Origin of the sequence: Stappia indica, assembly GCF_009789575.1 — a bacterium.
Classification (GTDB): Bacteria; Pseudomonadota; Alphaproteobacteria; order Rhizobiales; family Stappiaceae; genus Stappia; species Stappia indica_A.
Genome location: NZ_CP046908.1, coordinates 2,875,873 through 2,890,733, shown reverse-complemented (window position 1 = coordinate 2,890,733; position 14,861 = coordinate 2,875,873). Strand labels below are relative to the sequence as shown.

Annotated in this window: 15 protein-coding genes; 6 read left to right on the top strand and 9 right to left on the bottom strand. The window is 68.4% G+C overall.

The window, feature by feature from the left end; translation table 11 throughout:
- Positions 1 to 57: 57 nt before the first annotated feature.
- The 4 genes from GH266_RS13610 to GH266_RS13595 all read right to left on the bottom strand — a co-directional run bounded on the left by GH266_RS13610 (position 58) and on the right by GH266_RS13595 (position 3,926).
- Positions 58 to 1,107 (bottom strand): TRAP transporter substrate-binding protein, encoded by a 1,050-nt coding sequence (locus tag GH266_RS13610; RefSeq protein ID WP_158194306.1) that lies wholly within the window; start codon positions 1,105 to 1,107, stop codon positions 58 to 60.
- A gap of 133 nt (positions 1,108 to 1,240) precedes the next feature.
- Positions 1,241 to 2,563, bottom strand: a complete 1,323-nt coding sequence (locus tag GH266_RS13605; RefSeq protein WP_158194305.1) for a TRAP transporter large permease — start codon at positions 2,561 to 2,563, stop codon at positions 1,241 to 1,243.
- Positions 2,563 to 3,159, bottom strand: a complete 597-nt coding sequence (locus GH266_RS13600; protein ID WP_158196208.1) for a TRAP transporter small permease subunit — start codon at positions 3,157 to 3,159, stop codon at positions 2,563 to 2,565. Before GH266_RS13600 ends, GH266_RS13605 begins: the two co-directional genes overlap by 1 nt.
- Positions 3,159 to 3,926: an N-formylglutamate amidohydrolase gene (locus tag GH266_RS13595; protein ID WP_158196207.1), complete on the bottom strand. Its 768-nt coding sequence runs from the start codon at positions 3,924 to 3,926 to the stop codon at positions 3,159 to 3,161. The genes GH266_RS13600 and GH266_RS13595 overlap by 1 nt, the downstream gene beginning before the upstream one ends.
- A gap of 219 nt (positions 3,927 to 4,145) precedes the next feature.
- On the opposite strand from GH266_RS13595, the gene GH266_RS13590 reads away from it, so the two are divergent.
- A complete protein-coding gene (locus GH266_RS13590) occupies positions 4,146 to 5,045 on the top strand; it encodes a MurR/RpiR family transcriptional regulator (RefSeq protein WP_209001456.1) in 900 nt (299 codons plus the stop codon).
- A gap of 12 nt (positions 5,046 to 5,057) precedes the next feature.
- On the opposite strand, the gene pcaQ is transcribed toward GH266_RS13590, so the two are convergent.
- Positions 5,058 to 5,984: a pca operon transcription factor PcaQ gene (gene pcaQ, locus GH266_RS13585; RefSeq protein WP_158194304.1), complete on the bottom strand. Its 927-nt coding sequence runs from the start codon at positions 5,982 to 5,984 to the stop codon at positions 5,058 to 5,060.
- A 97-nt stretch (positions 5,985 to 6,081) separates the two neighbouring features.
- On the opposite strand from pcaQ, the gene pcaD reads away from it, so the two are divergent.
- From pcaD to GH266_RS13560, 5 genes are read left to right on the top strand one after another with little or no spacing between them, the layout of a single operon-like run.
- Entirely contained in the window at positions 6,082 to 6,873 is a 792-nt protein-coding gene (pcaD, locus tag GH266_RS13580) for a 3-oxoadipate enol-lactonase (RefSeq protein WP_158194303.1), read from the top strand.
- Positions 6,870 to 7,280: a 4-carboxymuconolactone decarboxylase gene (pcaC, locus tag GH266_RS13575; RefSeq protein WP_158194302.1), complete on the top strand. Its 411-nt coding sequence runs from the start codon at positions 6,870 to 6,872 to the stop codon at positions 7,278 to 7,280. Before pcaD ends, pcaC begins: the two co-directional genes overlap by 4 nt.
- On the top strand, positions 7,277 to 7,996 hold the full coding sequence (gene pcaH, locus GH266_RS13570) for a protocatechuate 3,4-dioxygenase subunit beta (RefSeq protein WP_158194301.1): 720 nt from the start codon (positions 7,277 to 7,279) through the stop codon (positions 7,994 to 7,996). The genes pcaC and pcaH overlap by 4 nt, the downstream gene beginning before the upstream one ends.
- Positions 7,996 to 8,562 (top strand): protocatechuate 3,4-dioxygenase subunit alpha, encoded by a 567-nt coding sequence (gene pcaG, locus GH266_RS13565; protein WP_158194300.1) that lies wholly within the window; start codon positions 7,996 to 7,998, stop codon positions 8,560 to 8,562. Before pcaH ends, pcaG begins: the two co-directional genes overlap by 1 nt.
- A 37-nt stretch (positions 8,563 to 8,599) precedes the next feature.
- Positions 8,600 to 9,943, top strand: coding sequence for a lyase family protein (locus GH266_RS13560; protein WP_158194299.1), 1,344 nt, complete (start codon positions 8,600 to 8,602; stop codon positions 9,941 to 9,943).
- A gap of 10 nt (positions 9,944 to 9,953) precedes the next feature.
- Here GH266_RS13560 and GH266_RS13555 read toward each other — a convergent pair whose 3' ends face one another.
- The 4 genes from GH266_RS13555 to GH266_RS13540 all read right to left on the bottom strand — a co-directional run bounded on the left by GH266_RS13555 (position 9,954) and on the right by GH266_RS13540 (position 14,631).
- Positions 9,954 to 10,898 carry an ABC transporter permease gene (locus tag GH266_RS13555; protein ID WP_209001455.1) on the bottom strand — a complete coding sequence of 315 codons (945 nt, stop codon included), beginning with the start codon at positions 10,896 to 10,898 and terminating at the stop codon, positions 9,954 to 9,956.
- Positions 10,895 to 11,989 carry an ABC transporter permease gene (locus tag GH266_RS13550; protein ID WP_158194298.1) on the bottom strand — a complete coding sequence of 365 codons (1,095 nt, stop codon included), beginning with the start codon at positions 11,987 to 11,989 and terminating at the stop codon, positions 10,895 to 10,897. The genes GH266_RS13555 and GH266_RS13550 overlap by 4 nt, the downstream gene beginning before the upstream one ends.
- Positions 11,986 to 13,542, bottom strand: coding sequence for an ABC transporter ATP-binding protein (locus tag GH266_RS13545; RefSeq protein ID WP_158194297.1), 1,557 nt, complete (start codon positions 13,540 to 13,542; stop codon positions 11,986 to 11,988). The genes GH266_RS13550 and GH266_RS13545 overlap by 4 nt, the downstream gene beginning before the upstream one ends.
- A gap of 84 nt (positions 13,543 to 13,626) precedes the next feature.
- On the bottom strand, positions 13,627 to 14,631 hold the full coding sequence (locus tag GH266_RS13540) for a BMP family protein (protein WP_158194296.1): 1,005 nt from the start codon (positions 14,629 to 14,631) through the stop codon (positions 13,627 to 13,629).
- Positions 14,632 to 14,861: the final 230 nt, after the last annotated feature.

Here is a 14,861-nt window from a genome sequence, read left to right as displayed (position 1 = left end):
GGGCGCGGTCGGCACCAGAAGGGCCGGGGCGACGAACGCCGCCCCGGCCCGCCGGCATCAGGTGTAGCGGTAGGGCCGCCCGGCCTTCTGCATGTCGGAATTGTACTTCTTGAAGATCTCGACGACCTTCGCCTTGATCTCGGACTCGGCCGCAATCTCGTCCCAGAACTTGACGGCGGCCTCCTCGACGGTGGCCCACTCGGCGTCCGGAATCGAGGTCAGCTGCATCTTGGTGCCGTTGACGCGAAGGCTCGCCTCGCCGCCCCAGTACCACCACTGGCGATAGTAGTGCGACGCATCCATGGCCAGCTGCAGCATCGTCTTGAGATGGTCGGGCAGTTCGTTCCAGCGGTCCATGTTGGCGAAGAACGAACCGGCCCAGGCGCCGGAGATGTTGTTGGTCAGGAAGTAGTTGGTCACGTCGGCCCAGCCGACCGTGTAGTCCTCGGTGATGCCCGACCAGGCGACGCCATCGAGTTCGCCGGTCTGCACCGCGACCTCGATGTCCTCCCAGGGCAGCGTCACCGGCACCACGCCGAACTGGGCCAGGAAACGGCCGGCGGTCGGGAAGGTGAAGACGCGCTTGCCCTTGAGGTCGGCAAGGCTGCGGATCGGATCCTTGGTGGCGAAGTGGCACGGATCCCAGGCGCCGGCGGAGATGTGCTTGACGCCGACCTTGGCGTATTCCTCTTCCCAGATCTCCTTCAGGCCGTACTGGTTGAACAGCACCGGCACATCCAGCGAATAGCGGCTGGCGAAGGGGAAGTAGCCGCCGAACACGGTCACTTCCGTCGGCGAGGCCATGGAATCGTCATCCGACTGCACGGCATCGATGGTGCCGCGCTGCATGGCGCGGAACAGCTCGCCGGTCGGCACCAGTTGGTCGGCGAAGAACAGCTCGATCTCCATCTGGCCGTTGGCCGCCTTGTTGAAGGCGTCGATATGCGGCTTGATCACATGCTCGGCGAGCGCGGCGCCCGCATAGGTCTGCAACCGCCACTTGATCGGCGCCTGGCCGAGCACGGCAGGGGCGGCCAGCGTCGAGGCGCCGGCGGCGGCGACGGTGCCAAGGCCCGCCTTCTTCAGAAAGTCGCGTCTGTTGGTCATGTCTCATTCCCCTTGGTTTCGTTGAAGAGATGCAAGAGCGCGCCCTTTCTGGTTGTTGTGATGGCGCGGCGATCGGTATCCGGTGGCCAGGCTCCTTCTGCTGCGGTGATGCGTCTCGTTCGGATCTCCTCTGTCAGCGGCCGTAGATGTAGTCGGGCAGCCACAGGGCGATCTGCGGAAAGATCATTATCAATGCCAATGCCAGGATCATGACCAGAACAAAGGGCCCGATCGAGCCGTAGATGTCCCGCATGGAGATCTCCGGCGGCGCCATCGCCCGCATCAGGAACAGGTTGTAGCCGAAGGGCGGGGTCATGTAGGCAATCTGGGTGGTGACCGTGTAGAGCACGCCGTACCACACGAGATCGAAGCCGAGCGCTGCGACCAAGGGCACGTAGAGCGGCGCGACGATGACCAGCATCGCCGTGTCGTCGAGGAACGTACCCATCACCAGGAACGAGACCTGCATCAGGATCAGGATCATCCAGGGCGACAGGCCGAGTCGCTCGGTGAAGAGCGTCTCGATCGCCTTGACCGCGCCCAGACCGTCGAACACGGCGCCGAAACCGAGCGCGGCGAGGATGATCCACATGAACATGCAGGAGATCGCCAGCGTCTGCCGCAGACAGGTCTCGAACACCGTCCAGGTCATCCGCCGCTTGAGCAGGGCGGCGAGGAACGCGGTCATGGCGCCGATGGCGGAACTCTCGACCAGCGAGGTCCAGCCGTTGACGAAGGGCACCATCATCGTGGCGAAGATCACCAGCGGCAGGATGCCGGCGCCGAGCAGGCGCATCTTCTCGGCCCGCGAGACGTTGCGCTCGTCCGCCGGCAGGACCGGGCCGAGCGAGGGCGTGATGCGGCAGCGGACATAGATGTAGACGACGAACATCGTCGCCATCATCAGCCCCGGCACCACGCCGGCGAGCCAGAGCTGGCCGACCGGCTGGCGCGCGATCATCGCGTAGAGCACCAGCACCACCGAGGGAGGCACCAGAATGCCGAGCGAGGACCCGGCCTGGATGACGCCGGTGACCATGCGCTTGTCGTAGCCGCGGCGCAGCAGCTCGGGCAGGGCGATGGTGGCGCCGATCGCCATGCCGGCGACGGACAGGCCGTTCATCGCCGAGACCAGCACCATCAGGCCGATCGTGCCGATGGCGAGCCCGCCCGAAACCGGACCCATCCACACGTGGAACATCTTGTAGAGGTCGTCGGCGATCTTCGATTCCGACAGGACATAGCCCATGAAGATGAACATCGGCAGGGTGAGAAGCGGATACCACTTCATCAGCTTCATGGCCGAGGCGAAGGGGATGTCCGACCCGCCGGTGCCCCACAGCGCCAGCGCCGCCACCGCCGCCACGCCGCCGATGGCGCCGAAGACGCGCTGACCGGTCAGCAGCATCAGCATCATCGACGAGAACATCAGCAGCGCAATCATCTCGTAGGACATCAGATTTCCTCTCCGCGGATGCGCGCGATGTCCTTGATGAGCTCGGAGACGGCCTGCAGCAGCATCAGCAGGAAGCCGAGGCACATGATCGCCTTGATCGGCCAGATGACAGGACGCCAGGCGGTCGGGCTGCGCTCGACATGGCCGATCACCTCGGATGCGGCGTCGGGACCGCCGGTGACGAAGGCAACCGCCAGATCCTTCAGGAAGACGAAGGGCTCGGTGCCGAAATGGCCGAGCGAATAGGCGGTGGAGCCGACGCCGCCATACAGCAGGACGCCGAGATAGAAGATCAGCACCAGCACCGTGAAAGCATCGAACCAGGCCTTCTTCTTCACAGACCAGCCGGCATAGAACAGGTCCATGCGGACGTTCGAGCCAAGCTGAACCGAATAGGGCCCGCCGAGGATGTAATAGGCGACCATGGCGAACTGGGCGACCTCCAGCGTCCACAGGGACGGCAGGAAGAAGGTCTTGGAGATCGACGACCACAGAAGCACGGCGACCATGACGAACAGGCCGTACATGACGATCCGCCCGAGGCGGTAGTTGACCGCGTCGACGACCCTCACATAGCCGCGCATCAGGGAGAGCATCATCCGGGCCTCCCTTTCGCCTCGAGCTTTTTCAGCGCGGCCTCGAGCGCCTGGCCGAGGCGGTCGGCCCACAGGCTCTCGCCGGCAGCGTCCGCGATCTCGTCGTTGCGCACCTCGATCATCACGCAAGGCAGGGTGCGCGCCTCGCCATGGCGGCCGACCGTGTAATAGACCCCGTCGCCCGGCGCATAGGGTTCGTTGTCGCCGAGATCGGCGATGCCCTGTCTGGCAAGATCGGCGAGCATCGCCTCGGCGACCCTGCGGTCGCGGTTGGACAGGATGCCGACCGGCCAGGGGCGCTGGAACCCCTTGTAGAGCGGCGTGAAGCTGTGCACCGAGACGACCACGCTGTCGAGGCCGGCGGCCGCGCGCGCGTCGAGCAGCGTTTCGATGCGGGAATGGAAGGGCGTGTGGGCAAGGGCGATGCGGCGGGCCCGCTCGGCGGCGCCCAGATCGCGATTGCCGGGGATCTCGGTCGTCTCGCTGATCGCCGGGATCAGATCGTGTGCGGCGATGTCGCGATTGCAGTCGAGGACGAGCCGCGACAGGTCGGGATAGACGAGCGGCGCGTCGAACCGGTGCGACAGGTGGCGCGAGACGCCGAGTGCGCCGGGATCCCATGCGATATGAGCGCTGCGCGCTGCCTCGTCCAGGCCGAGATTGCCGTATTCCGGCGGCAGCCGGCGCGAGGCATGGTCGCACAGCAGGACGATCTTGCCGCGGCCGCCGGCGTTTTCCGCGACCACGACCGTTTCCGCCTGCGTCATGTCGCCGGGCAATAGCTCGCCGTCACGTGCCGCTGTCGGCTCCATCCCTGTCCCCCAGCCGGATTTCCTCGCGAAAAACGCAACCGCTGTTTTATTTGTTACAAAATTGCGTTGAATTCCGCTTTCTGTATGATTTGATACATACCCGCGACCGATGTCAATCGGGTTTCCGACAACGACCGCCCGGCGGCGCGGCACCCCGGCCGGGGAGGCGGCCTCATGACCATGACATCCCTTGCCGAAGAAATCCGCGAGAGGCTTGGCGAATGCACTGCGACGGAGCGCCGCGCGGCGCTCGCCCTGCTCGCCAACTATCCGGTGCTGGGTCTGGGCACCGTCGCGCAGTTCGCCAGCGCTGCCGGCGTCAGCTCGCCGACGATCCTGCGCTTTGCCGCGCGCATGGGCTGCGGCACCTATGCAGCGCTGCAGACACGGCTGCGCAGAGAGCTGGAGGACCAGCTGAAATCGCCGCTGGCCAAGGCCAAGGACGGCACCAAGGCGGGCGGCGCGGCCACCGCAGCCGGCCTTGGTGCCGTCGCCGAGGCCGTACGCGCCAATATCGGCGAGACCTTCCGCCATCTGCCGGCAGCGGAGCTGGAGGCCGTCGTGTCGCTGCTGTCCGACGAGCGCCGCACGCTCTACCTGCTCGGCGGCCGCTTCACCGACGCGCTCGCCCGTTACATGGCCGCGCATCTGCGCATCCTGCGCTGCGGCGTCATGCACATGGCCGGGCAGGAGGGCAACTGGCGCGACGCCTTGCTGGATATCGGGCGGCGCGACGTGCTGGTGGTCTTCGACATCCGCCGCTATCAGGCCGATCTCGTCCGCATGGCCACGGCCGCGGCGAAGCGGGGGGCAACGGTGGTGCTGATCACCGACAGCTGGCTGTCCCCCATCGCCAGCGTCGCGGCCCATGTGCTGCCGGCACGCATCTCCGTGCCCTCGCCCTGGGATTCCTCCGCAGCCCTGATGGTGATCGCCGAGACGCTGGTCGCCGGTGTCACCGCCCGCGATCCCGAGCGCAGCGAACGGCGCATGTCGGCGCTGGAGGCCTATCGCGACGAGGAAGACCCCAAGCGCGCCGCGCCGCCGCCGGGCGAGCCTCCCGCAACCGGTTGAGGCAACCGCGCCTCAGCCCCGCCCGAGGCCGCGCTGCTCGACCGCCTCGCGCATCACCGCCATGAACAGCAGCAGGTCGGGCGTGTGCGCCTCGGCGGCGCGTGTCGAGATGCCGACCGGCCCCAGCGTGATCCGTGTATCGACGGCAAGGGCCGCAAGCTGCCCCTCGGCGAGGTCGTTGGCGACGACGCCGTTGGAGATGATCCACACCGCATCGGTGGAGCGGGTGAAGGTTCGCCCGAAGGCGTTCGACACCGTTTCGATCCGCCGGGGCAGGCGACCGATGCCGTTGGCCACCATCAGCCGCTCGACCAGCGGGCGGATCGCCGCGCTGCGGTTCGGGTAAAGCACCGGATATTCCGGCAGGCGGGCAAGGTCCGGATTGCCGATCAGCGGATGGCCTGGACGCACGGCGAGCACCACCTGCTCGCTGTAGAGCTGCTGGAAGGCGAGCCCCTGCATGGCATCCGGCTGGCCGAGCCGGCCGATCACCACATCCAGCGCTCCGGTCCGCAGCTGGTCGAGGAGATGGCCGTTCGGCCCGGTGACGATATCGAGCGTCGCACCGCGGCCACGCTCCAGATAGCGCCCGGCGGCCAGCGGCACGATGCTGGCGGCAACGCTCGGCAGAGCGCCGATGCGCAGCTGCCGCTCCGAACCCATGCGCACCTGGTCGATCCCGTCGAGCCCCTCGCCCAGCGCGGCGACCGACAGGCCGGCATAGTGGCGGAAGATCTCGCCCTCGGCGGTCAGCGTCACCCCCGAGCGGCCCCGCTCCATCAGGCTGACGCCGACCAGCGCCTCCAGTTCCTTCAGCGTCTTGGAAACGGCCGGCTGGGTGATGTTGAGAGCGCTCGCCGCCTCCGTCAGACTGCGCAGCCGCGCCACCTCCAGGAACGCCTGCAAATGACGCAGCTTGATCCCTGCTCCGACGGGCATTTCGTCTCTCCAGTTATACAAAACGGCGAAATTCTCATTTTACATTACCAATTGCCGCGTCCATCCTGAAGCGAAACACGGTCAGGGAGGATGGAACGTGCTGGCAGTCTCTCGAAACGGGCGCATTCTCAATGCCGCCTTCCGGCCTGCACGGGGCTCGGCCCCGGTTCTCGCTTTCTCCAACTCGCTCGGGACCGACTTCCGCATCTGGGACGACCTCGTCACGCGCCTGCCGGGCGACTGGGGGCTGCTGCGCTACGACACGGCCGGGCACGGCCTGTCGCCGGGCGGCCTCGGCATGAGCATCGACGACCATGGCGACGATCTCGTCGCGCTGTTCGACGCGTTCGGCATCGAACGGGCGGTGATCGTCGGACTGTCGGTCGGCGGCTTGATCGCGCAATCGGTGGCGATCCGCCACGGCGCACGGGTCGCCGGGCTGGTCCTGTCGAACACCGGCATGAAGATCGGCACACCGGAGATCTGGAACGGCCGCGCCGAGGCGATCCGCACCGGCGGTATGGATGCCATCGGCGATGCGACGATGGAGCGCTGGTTCTCCCGCGCCTTCCGCGAGGGGCGCCCGGCCGAGCTGCTGCGCTGGCGGACGATGCTGGTGCACACGCCGGCCGACAGCTACATCGCGCTCGGCAGCGCCATTCGCGATGCCGACTACCGCGACCGCGCGGGCGCTATCTCGGTGCCGGTCCTGTGCATCGCCGGCAGCGAGGACAGCGCGACCCCACCGGAGACGCTGCGTGCGCTTGCCGCCGCCATACCCGGTGCGACATGCGAGGAGATCGCCGGCGTCGGCCACCTGCCCTGCATCGAGGTGCCGGACAAGGTGGCAGAGATTGTCGCCTCTCTGGTGGAGCGCGTGACGACATGAGCGGACAAGATCCCTTCGACGCGGGCATGGCGACCCGCAAGGCTGTCCTCGGCGAGGCGCATGTGGCGCGCGCGGAGGCCGCCCGCGACGCGTTCGACGGGCCGTTCCAGGACCTGATCACCCGGGGCGCCTGGGGCGGGGTCTGGGCGCGTGATACGATCAGCCGGCGGGAACGGTCGATGATCACCATCGCGCTGCTCGCCGCGCTCGGCCACGACGAGGAGCTGGCGATGCATTGCCGGGCCACCGCACGCACCGGCGCAAGCCGCGAGGATGTCTGCGAGGCCTTGCTGCATGTGGCAATCTATGCCGGCGTGCCGGCCGCGAACCGGGCGATCCGCATCGCCCGTGCCGCCTTCGCAGACATCGAGACGCCCCAAGACGGGCCGGGAGGAGACAAGCCGTGACCACCGCCTTCTACCGGCGCGACCGCTCGCAGCAGCCGCTGCCGCTGTCGCCGGGCTACAAGAGCACCGTCCTGCGCGCACCGGTCCGCCCGCTGCATGCGCTGGAGCAGACCGCCCTGGAGCAGACCGGCCCGGCGCTCGGCCACACGCCGCTCGGACCGCTCGACCATGACCTGATCCGCAACGCGGCAACCACGGGCGATGCGCTCGGCGAACGCATCTACGTCTTCGGACGGGTGCTCGACGAGAACGCCCGGCCGGTACCCAACGCACTGATCGAAGTCTGGCAGGCCAATGCCGCCGGGCGCTACGCCCATGTGCGCGACGGCTATCTCGCGCCGCTCGACCCGAATTTTTCCGGCTGCGGACGCTGCCTCAGCGATGCCGACGGGCGCTACCTGTTCCGCACCATCAAGCCCGGCCCCTATCCCTGGCCGAACAACGGCTCCGACTGGCGTCCGGCCCATATTCACCTGTCGGTGTTCGGCGAGGCCTTCAGCCAGCGGCTGATCACCCAGCTCTATTTCGAGGGCGACCCGCTGATCCCGCTCTGCCCCATCGTCAACACGATCCCGGACAAGGACGCCATCGACCGGCTGGTGGCGCGGCTCGACCTGCGCAACCAGGAGCCGTTCGACTGCCTCGCCTACCGGTTCGACATCGTGCTGCGAGGCCGGCGGCAAACTCATTTCGAGAACCGGACGGAGGGCCTGTGATGAACGACCGCCTGAAGGAAACCCCCTCCCAGACTGCCGGGCCTTACGTCCATATCGGCACCGCGCCGCAGGCGATCGGCCGCCCGGCGCTGCCGAACCAGCCCGGCCCGGTGATCGAAAGCAACACCGGCGAGGCCATCGTCATCGAGGGACTGGTGCGGGACGGCGCCGGCGCCCCGGTGCGCGATGCCATGCTGGAGATCTGGCAGGCGGACGGCATGGGCCGGGTCGGTGAATACGGCCTCTTCGCCCGCGCCACCACGGATTTCGATACCGGTATCTTCCGCTTCCAGACCGTGCGACCGGGCCAGCATGCGGAGGGCCATCCGCCGCATGTGGCCGTGCTCATCTTCGCTCGCGGCATCAACATCCACCTGCACACGCGCATGTATTTTCCGGAAGATCGCGAGGCGCTGGCCAGGGATCCCGACATGCGCCGTCTCGAGCCGGAGGCGGTGGCAACGCTGGTCGCCGCCGAGGACGGCAAGACCGAGGACGGGCTGCCGCTCTACCGCTTCGACATCCGCCTGCAGGGCGAGAACGAGACGGTGTTCTTCGACATCTGAGCCCCGCAAGCCCTCCGGGCGACAGGACAGGCGCATCATGGCCGACATCCCCCTCGTTTCGCCGCTCTTTGCCGGCCTGTTCGGCGACGACGAAACCGCCGCCCTGTTCTCCGCCGAAGCGGAGATCGCCGCTATGGTGGAGGTGGAGCGGGCGCTCGCCCGCCTGCAGGGACGCGTCGGACTGATCCCGGCGGATGCCGCGGCGGCCCTCGACCGGGAGCTGCCCGGCATTCTGCCGACACCTGCCGAGCTTGCCGCCGGAACGGCCGCGGCCGGTGTGCCGGTGCCCGCGCTGGTGGCGGCGCTGCGGCAGAAGCTGTCGCGGCCGGCAGCCGACTACCTGCATTTCGGCGCCACCTCGCAGGACATCGTCGACACCGGCCTGATGCTGCGCCTCGCCCGCACGCTGGAGCTGTTCGAGGCGCGGCTTGCGGACATCGTGGGCCAGCTTTCCGCGCTCGCCGCCCGGCACCGGGCAACGCCGATGGCCGGCCGCACGCGCGGCCAGATCGCAACGCCGATCAGCTTCGGCCTGCGCGTGGCGACCTGGACCCTGCCGCTGGCCCGCGCGCGGAAGCGTCTTGCCCGGCTGCGCAGCGAGGCACTGGTCGTGCAGCTTGGCGGTGCCTCCGGCGATCTCGGAGCCATGGACGTGCCGGGACGCGCGGCGGAACTGGCCGGTACCCTTGCCCGCGAACTCGGCCTTGAACCTTCCTTGCCCTGGATGACCGATCGGGAGCCGCTGCGTCGGATCGCCCGCGAAGCGAGCGAGATCGCGCTGGCGCTCGGCAAGATCGGCGAGGACGTGATCCTGCTCGCCCGCTCGGAAGTCGGCGAGATCCGGCTTGCCGAGGCGGGCGGCTCCTCCACCATGCCGCAGAAGCAGAACCCGGTGCGGGCCGAGGCGCTGGTGGCGCTCGCCCGTTTCGCTGCCGCGCAGGTGGCGGCTCTGTCCGCCGATGCCCTGCACCGCGAGGAGCGGGACGGCGCCGCCTGGATGGGCGAATGGCTGGTGCTGCCACAGGTGATGCTGGCGACCGGCGCGGCCCTGCGCCATGCGCAGGCGCTTGCCCCCGGCATGGAGGCCGATGCGACAAGGATGGCGGCGACCGCAACCGGCGGCGGCGGACTGTCGCTTGCCGAGCGCTTTTCCTTCGCCCTGCTGCCGCATGTCGGCCGCGCTGCGGCGCAGGACCAGGTGAAAAAGGCTGCCGGCCTGGTGCGCACCGAGGGCAGCACGCTGGCCGAGGCACTGTCGAAGCTGAGCGATGCGCCGCTCGACTGGCAGGCACTCGCCGATCCCGCGTCGATCTCGGGCGCGGCCGCGGCGATGACCGACGAAATGCTGGCCGAGATCGCCGCACTCATGCGCGAGGAGTAACCTTGTCTCCCTATCGCTGGCCCTTGAAATAGGGCTTCAGCATTGCGCGCGGATAGTCCGCCTTGCGGGCGACCATGACCAGCGCCAGGATCGACAGCAGGTAGGGCAGCATCAGGAACACCTGACCGGGCACGAAGGCGCCGACCTCGGTCTGCAACCGCACCTGGAAGGCGTCGAACGCACCGAACAGCAGCGCGCCGACCAGCGCCTTGCCGGGACGCCAGGAGGCGAAGACGGTGAGCGCGATGCAGATCCAGCCGCGGCCGTTGACCATGCCGAAGAAGAAGGCGTCGAAGGCGGACATGGTCAGGAAGGCCCCGCCCAGCGCCATCAGCGCGGAGCCGGCGACCACCGTGCCCATGCGCAGCACCACGACCGACAGGCCCTGTGCCTCCACCGCCGCCGGATTGTCGCCGACGGCGCGGATCGCAAGGCCGAGCGGCGTGCGGTAAAGCACGAAGCCGACCACCACGACCATCGCCAGCGCCAGCATGGTCAGCGCCGTCTGCTGGAACAGCACGGTGCCGAGGAAGGGCAGGTCGGACAGGACCGGGATGTCGAGCGGCTGGAAGGCGGTGATGCGCGGCGGCGAGGTGACGTCGGGCAGGGCCGTGCGGTAGGCGTAATAGCTGAGACTGGTGGCGAACAGCGTCACGCCGATGCCCGAGACGTGCTGGGACAGGCCCAGCGGCACCGTGAGCACCGCGTGCAACAGGCCGAAGCTGGCACCGGCGAGCGCCGCGACCAGCACGCCGCCCCACAGGCCGGCGCCGAGCCAGGCGGCCATCCAGCCGGCCATGGCACCGGCAGTGAAGATGCCCTCGATGCCGAGATTGAGGACGCCGGCCCGCTCGCACAGGAGCGCGCCGAGCACGCCGAAGATCAGCGGCGTGGCGATCCGCAGGGCTGCCGCCCAGAAATTCGCCGAGACGAGAATGTCGAGGATTTCCATCATGCGCCGCCATCCTTGCCGGCGGAAGCCTTGCGCCCCGTTCCGACCAGCCGCACGCGGAAGCGCACGAAGAGGCCGGAGACGAGCACCGCGATCAGCGACGTGGCGACCACCAGGTCGGCCAGATAGTTGGAAACGCCGATGGCCCGGCTCATGCTGTCGGCGCCGACGAAGACGCCGGCGATGAACAGGGCCGCGACCACGACGCCGAGCGGCGACAGGCCGGCCAGCATGGCAACGACGATGCCGGCATAGCCGAAGCCGGGCGACAGGTCGGCGGTGAGATAGCCCTTGAGCCCGGCCACCTCGCCGACGCCGGCAAGCCCCGCCAGCGCACCGCTGAGGAGAGCGACGCGGACGAAGGTCGCAGTCACGGGAATGCCGGCATGGCGGGCCGCTTCCCGGTTCTCGCCGACGGCGCGGATCTCGAAGCCCCAGACCGTGCGCGCCAGCAGGATATGGGCGAGCAACGCGGCGACGAGCGCGACGATCAGCCCGGCATGGACGCGCATGCGGTCGAACAGCTTGGGCAGCATCGCCGCATCCGCCATCGGCTCGGATTGCGGCCAGCCCATGCCCATCGGGTCCTTCATCGGCCCTTCCAGCATCATCTGCACGAAGAGCACCACAACGAAGTTGAGCAAGAGGGTAGTGACCACCTCGTCGGCACCGAGCCGCAGCTTCAAGAGGGCCGGGACCAGCATCATCATTGCCCCCGCCATCGCACCGGCGAGCAGCACGAGCGGGATCATCACCGCCGGAGGGGCGGAGATCGCGCCGGAGCCGACGGCGACAGCGGCAAGCGCGCCAGCATAGAGCTGGCCTTCGCCGCCGATGTTCCACAGCCTCGCGCGGAAGGCGAGGGCGGCGGCCAGGCCGGTCAGGATCAGCGGCGTCGCCCGCGACAGCAGCTCGGAAACGGCGAAGAAGGAGCCGAAGGCGCCTTTCGCCATCAGCGCATAGGCCTGAAGCACCGGCGCACCCGCCGCCATGATCGGCAGCGCGGCCAGCGCCAGGGCGGCCAGCGCGGCGGCGACCGGAACGCCGGCGCGCAGGACGGGCGAGACGCTCTCGCGCGGCTCGAAACGGATCATGCAGCCTCCTCCGCGTGGCCGGCCATCATCAGGCCGACAGTGGCGCGGTCGAGCTCGTCGGCATCGCGCGCCGCGCTCAGCTGGCCGCGATGGATCACCGCGATGCGGTCGGACAGGGCGAAGAGCTCGTCGAGATCTTCGGAGATCAGGATGACGCCGGCCCCGCGCGCCCGCGCGGCGAGCAGGCGGCGATGCACCTCGCCGGTGGCGCCGATGTCGAGCCCGCGCGAGGGCTGCGCGGCCAGCACCACTGCCGGCTCGGCGTCGAGGGTGCGGGCCAGCACGATCTTCTGGATGTTGCCGCCAGACAGCAGCCGCGAGATAGCGGAACCGCCCCGGCAGCGGATGTCGTGGGCTGCGATCGCCTCGCGGGCACGGGCGGCAATGGCGCCGAAATCGAGGAAGCCGAGGCGCTGGTAGCGGGCGGAACGGATCTCCTCGATCACCAGGTTCTCGGCGACGCTCATCGCCCCGACGATGCCGTCGCGGTGGCGATCCTCCGGAATCCGGGCAATGCCGGCGGCGATCATCGCGCGCGCATCCCCCGCCGTGACGTCGCGCCCCGAAAGCAGGATGCGCCCGGAGGTTGCCCGCTCCAGACCGGAGACGAGACGGGCGAACATCGCCTGTCCATTGCCGGAGACGCCGGCGACACCGAGGATTTCTCCCGAGCGCAGGGCCAGCGACAGGTCCCTGACCGCCTCACGGCCGGTGCCGGCGGAGACGCCCTCGAGCGCCAGCAGCACATCGCCGGGCGTGCGCGGTTCGCGCCGGCTCTGGGAGAGGGAATGGCCGACCATCAGCTCGGCGAGCTTCTGGCGGTCGCACTCGGCGGTCGGCAGGTCGGCGACCTTGCGGCCCATGCGCAGCACGGCCACCCGGTCGGACGCGCTGAGCACCTCGGCGAGCTTGTGCGAGATGAAGACGATGGCAAGGCCCTTGCCGGCCAGCTGGCGCAGGGTGGCAAAAAGCCCCTCGGATTCCTGCGGCGTCAACACGGCGGTCGGCTCGTCCAGAACCAGCACGCGGGCATCGCGATACAGCGCCTTGAGGATTTCCACGCGCTGCTGCTCGCCGACCGAAAGGCGCGAGACGCGAAGGTCCAGGTCCACCGTCAGCCCGCTGTCGCGCATCAACGCCTCCAGCCGCTGCCGGTCGGCGCGCGAGGAGGTGGAGGGGGACAGCAGCGGCCGGGTGCCGAGCACGATGTTCTCGAAGGCGGTCAGGTTCTCGGCCAGCGCGAAATGCTGGTGCACCATGCCGATGCCGGCGTTGAGCGCCGCATGGGGCGAGCCGGGCTCCAGCAGCACGAGCTGCCCCTCGGGGCCGGCGATGCGCACCTCTCCCTCGTCGGCGACATAGTGGCCGAACAGGATGTTCATGAGCGTGGTCTTGCCGGCGCCGTTCTCGCCCAGCAGGGCGACGATCTCGCCGGCATGCAGATCGAGATCGACCGCCTCGTTGGCGGTCATCGCGCCGAAGCGCTTGGTGATGCCGGCAAGCGACAGCACGACCTTGCGCTCGTGCGGCCGTCCGTGCAGCGGGTCGCTCATCTCCACTCCGGGGCAGGGCAGGACAAAAGGACGGCCCGCCCCCGATCTCGGGCCGAGACCAGGAGGCGGGCCGCGATCAGACGATCACATCGTCGACTTGGGCTCGGCGTCGTTGACGTTGACGCGGAACAGCCCGTCGAGAATTTCCTTCTCCTTCTCGCGGGACGCCTTGACGGCCTCCGCATCGGCAAGGCTCTCGTCGACGACGAAGCTGCCGCCGCCATAGGACATGAAGGAATACTGGCCGTAATCCGAAGGCTCGAAGCTGTCGGAGGCCACCGCCTCAATCACCCGGTCGATGGTCGGCTCCATGTGCCACAGGGCGCTGGCGAGGATCGTGCCGGGATAGTCGCCGGCCGTGTCGATGACGTTGCCGATGGCGAGGATGCCCTTCTCCTTGGCCGCGTCGGAGACGCCGAAGCGTTCGGCGTAGAGAATGTCCGCGCCCTTGTCGACCATCGCGAAGGCCGACTCCTTGGCCTTCGGCGGGTCGTACCAGGAGTTGATGAAGGTCACGAGGAACTTGACGTCCGGGTTGACCGCCAGCGCGCCTTCCATGAAGGCGTTCATCAGGCGGTTGACCTCGGGGATGGCGTAGCCGCCGACCATGCCGATGACGTTCGACTTGGTCGCCTTGCCGGCGATCATGCCGGTCAGGTAGCTCGGCTCGTGGATCCAGTTGTCGAAGACGGCGAAGTTCGGCTGGGCCGGCCCGAAGGACGAGCCCATCAGGAAGGCGATGTCCGGATACTCGGCCGCAACGCTGCGCGCCGCACGCTCCACGGCGAACGCCTCGCCGATGATCAGGTCCATGCCGCCCTCGGCATATTCGCGCATGACGCGCTCATAGTCGGTGTTGGCGACGTTCTCGGAGTAGGTGTAGGTCACGTCTCCGCGCGCCTGCGCCGCCTGCAGCGCCTTGTGGATGCGCCCGACCCACTGCTGCTCGACCGGCACGGTGTAGATCGCGGCCACCTTCAGCGGCTTGTCCTTGGCGATTGCCGGCACGCCGCCCGCCATGACGGCGAGCGATGCGACAAGTCCGAGGACGGCCCGGCGCGTCCAGGCGAAATGATCGTTGATTGCCATCTGACTCCCCCTCGCAGGATGCGGCGCTCATGCGCAACTGGCACGGGCCGATGTTCGTCGGCCGGCAAAGGCGCATGGGCGGCTCTTCGCGCGGCGAGGCAAATTGGACCACATTCCAGGCACGCTCACAATGGAGGCAGATGCCGGCCGCCGCGCTTTCTTGAACAAATGGACAAAGTTTGATCGTTTGGTCAAAAATTGAGCCGGCGCAGCTTTTTCACGCGGCAGGC

Bases quoted from the DNA above. Each gene is read 5' to 3' on its own strand.
- GH266_RS13595 (WP_158196207.1), bottom strand. From the start codon at position 3,926: ATGACGCAGGCGGAAACGGTCGTGGTCGCGGAAAACGCCGGCGGCCGC.
- pcaG (WP_158194300.1), top strand. From the start codon at position 7,996: ATGAACGACCGCCTGAAGGAAACCCCCTCCCAGACTGCCGGGCCTTAC.
- GH266_RS13560 (WP_158194299.1), top strand. From the start codon at position 8,600: ATGGCCGACATCCCCCTCGTTTCGCCGCTCTTTGCCGGCCTGTTCGGC.
- GH266_RS13555 (WP_209001455.1), bottom strand. From the start codon at position 10,898: ATGATGGAAATCCTCGACATTCTCGTCTCGGCGAATTTCTGGGCGGCA.
- pcaC (WP_158194302.1), top strand. From the start codon at position 6,870: ATGAGCGGACAAGATCCCTTCGACGCGGGCATGGCGACCCGCAAGGCT.
- GH266_RS13610 (WP_158194306.1), bottom strand. From the start codon at position 1,107: ATGACCAACAGACGCGACTTTCTGAAGAAGGCGGGCCTTGGCACCGTC.
- GH266_RS13540 (WP_158194296.1), bottom strand. From the start codon at position 14,631: ATGGCAATCAACGATCATTTCGCCTGGACGCGCCGGGCCGTCCTCGGA.
- GH266_RS13550 (WP_158194298.1), bottom strand. From the start codon at position 11,989: ATGATCCGTTTCGAGCCGCGCGAGAGCGTCTCGCCCGTCCTGCGCGCC.
- GH266_RS13590 (WP_209001456.1), top strand. From the start codon at position 4,146: ATGACCATGACATCCCTTGCCGAAGAAATCCGCGAGAGGCTTGGCGAA.
- GH266_RS13605 (WP_158194305.1), bottom strand. From the start codon at position 2,563: ATGTCCTACGAGATGATTGCGCTGCTGATGTTCTCGTCGATGATGCTG.
- GH266_RS13545 (WP_158194297.1), bottom strand. From the start codon at position 13,542: ATGAGCGACCCGCTGCACGGACGGCCGCACGAGCGCAAGGTCGTGCTG.
- pcaQ (WP_158194304.1), bottom strand. From the start codon at position 5,984: ATGCCCGTCGGAGCAGGGATCAAGCTGCGTCATTTGCAGGCGTTCCTG.
- GH266_RS13600 (WP_158196208.1), bottom strand. From the start codon at position 3,159: ATGCTCTCCCTGATGCGCGGCTATGTGAGGGTCGTCGACGCGGTCAAC.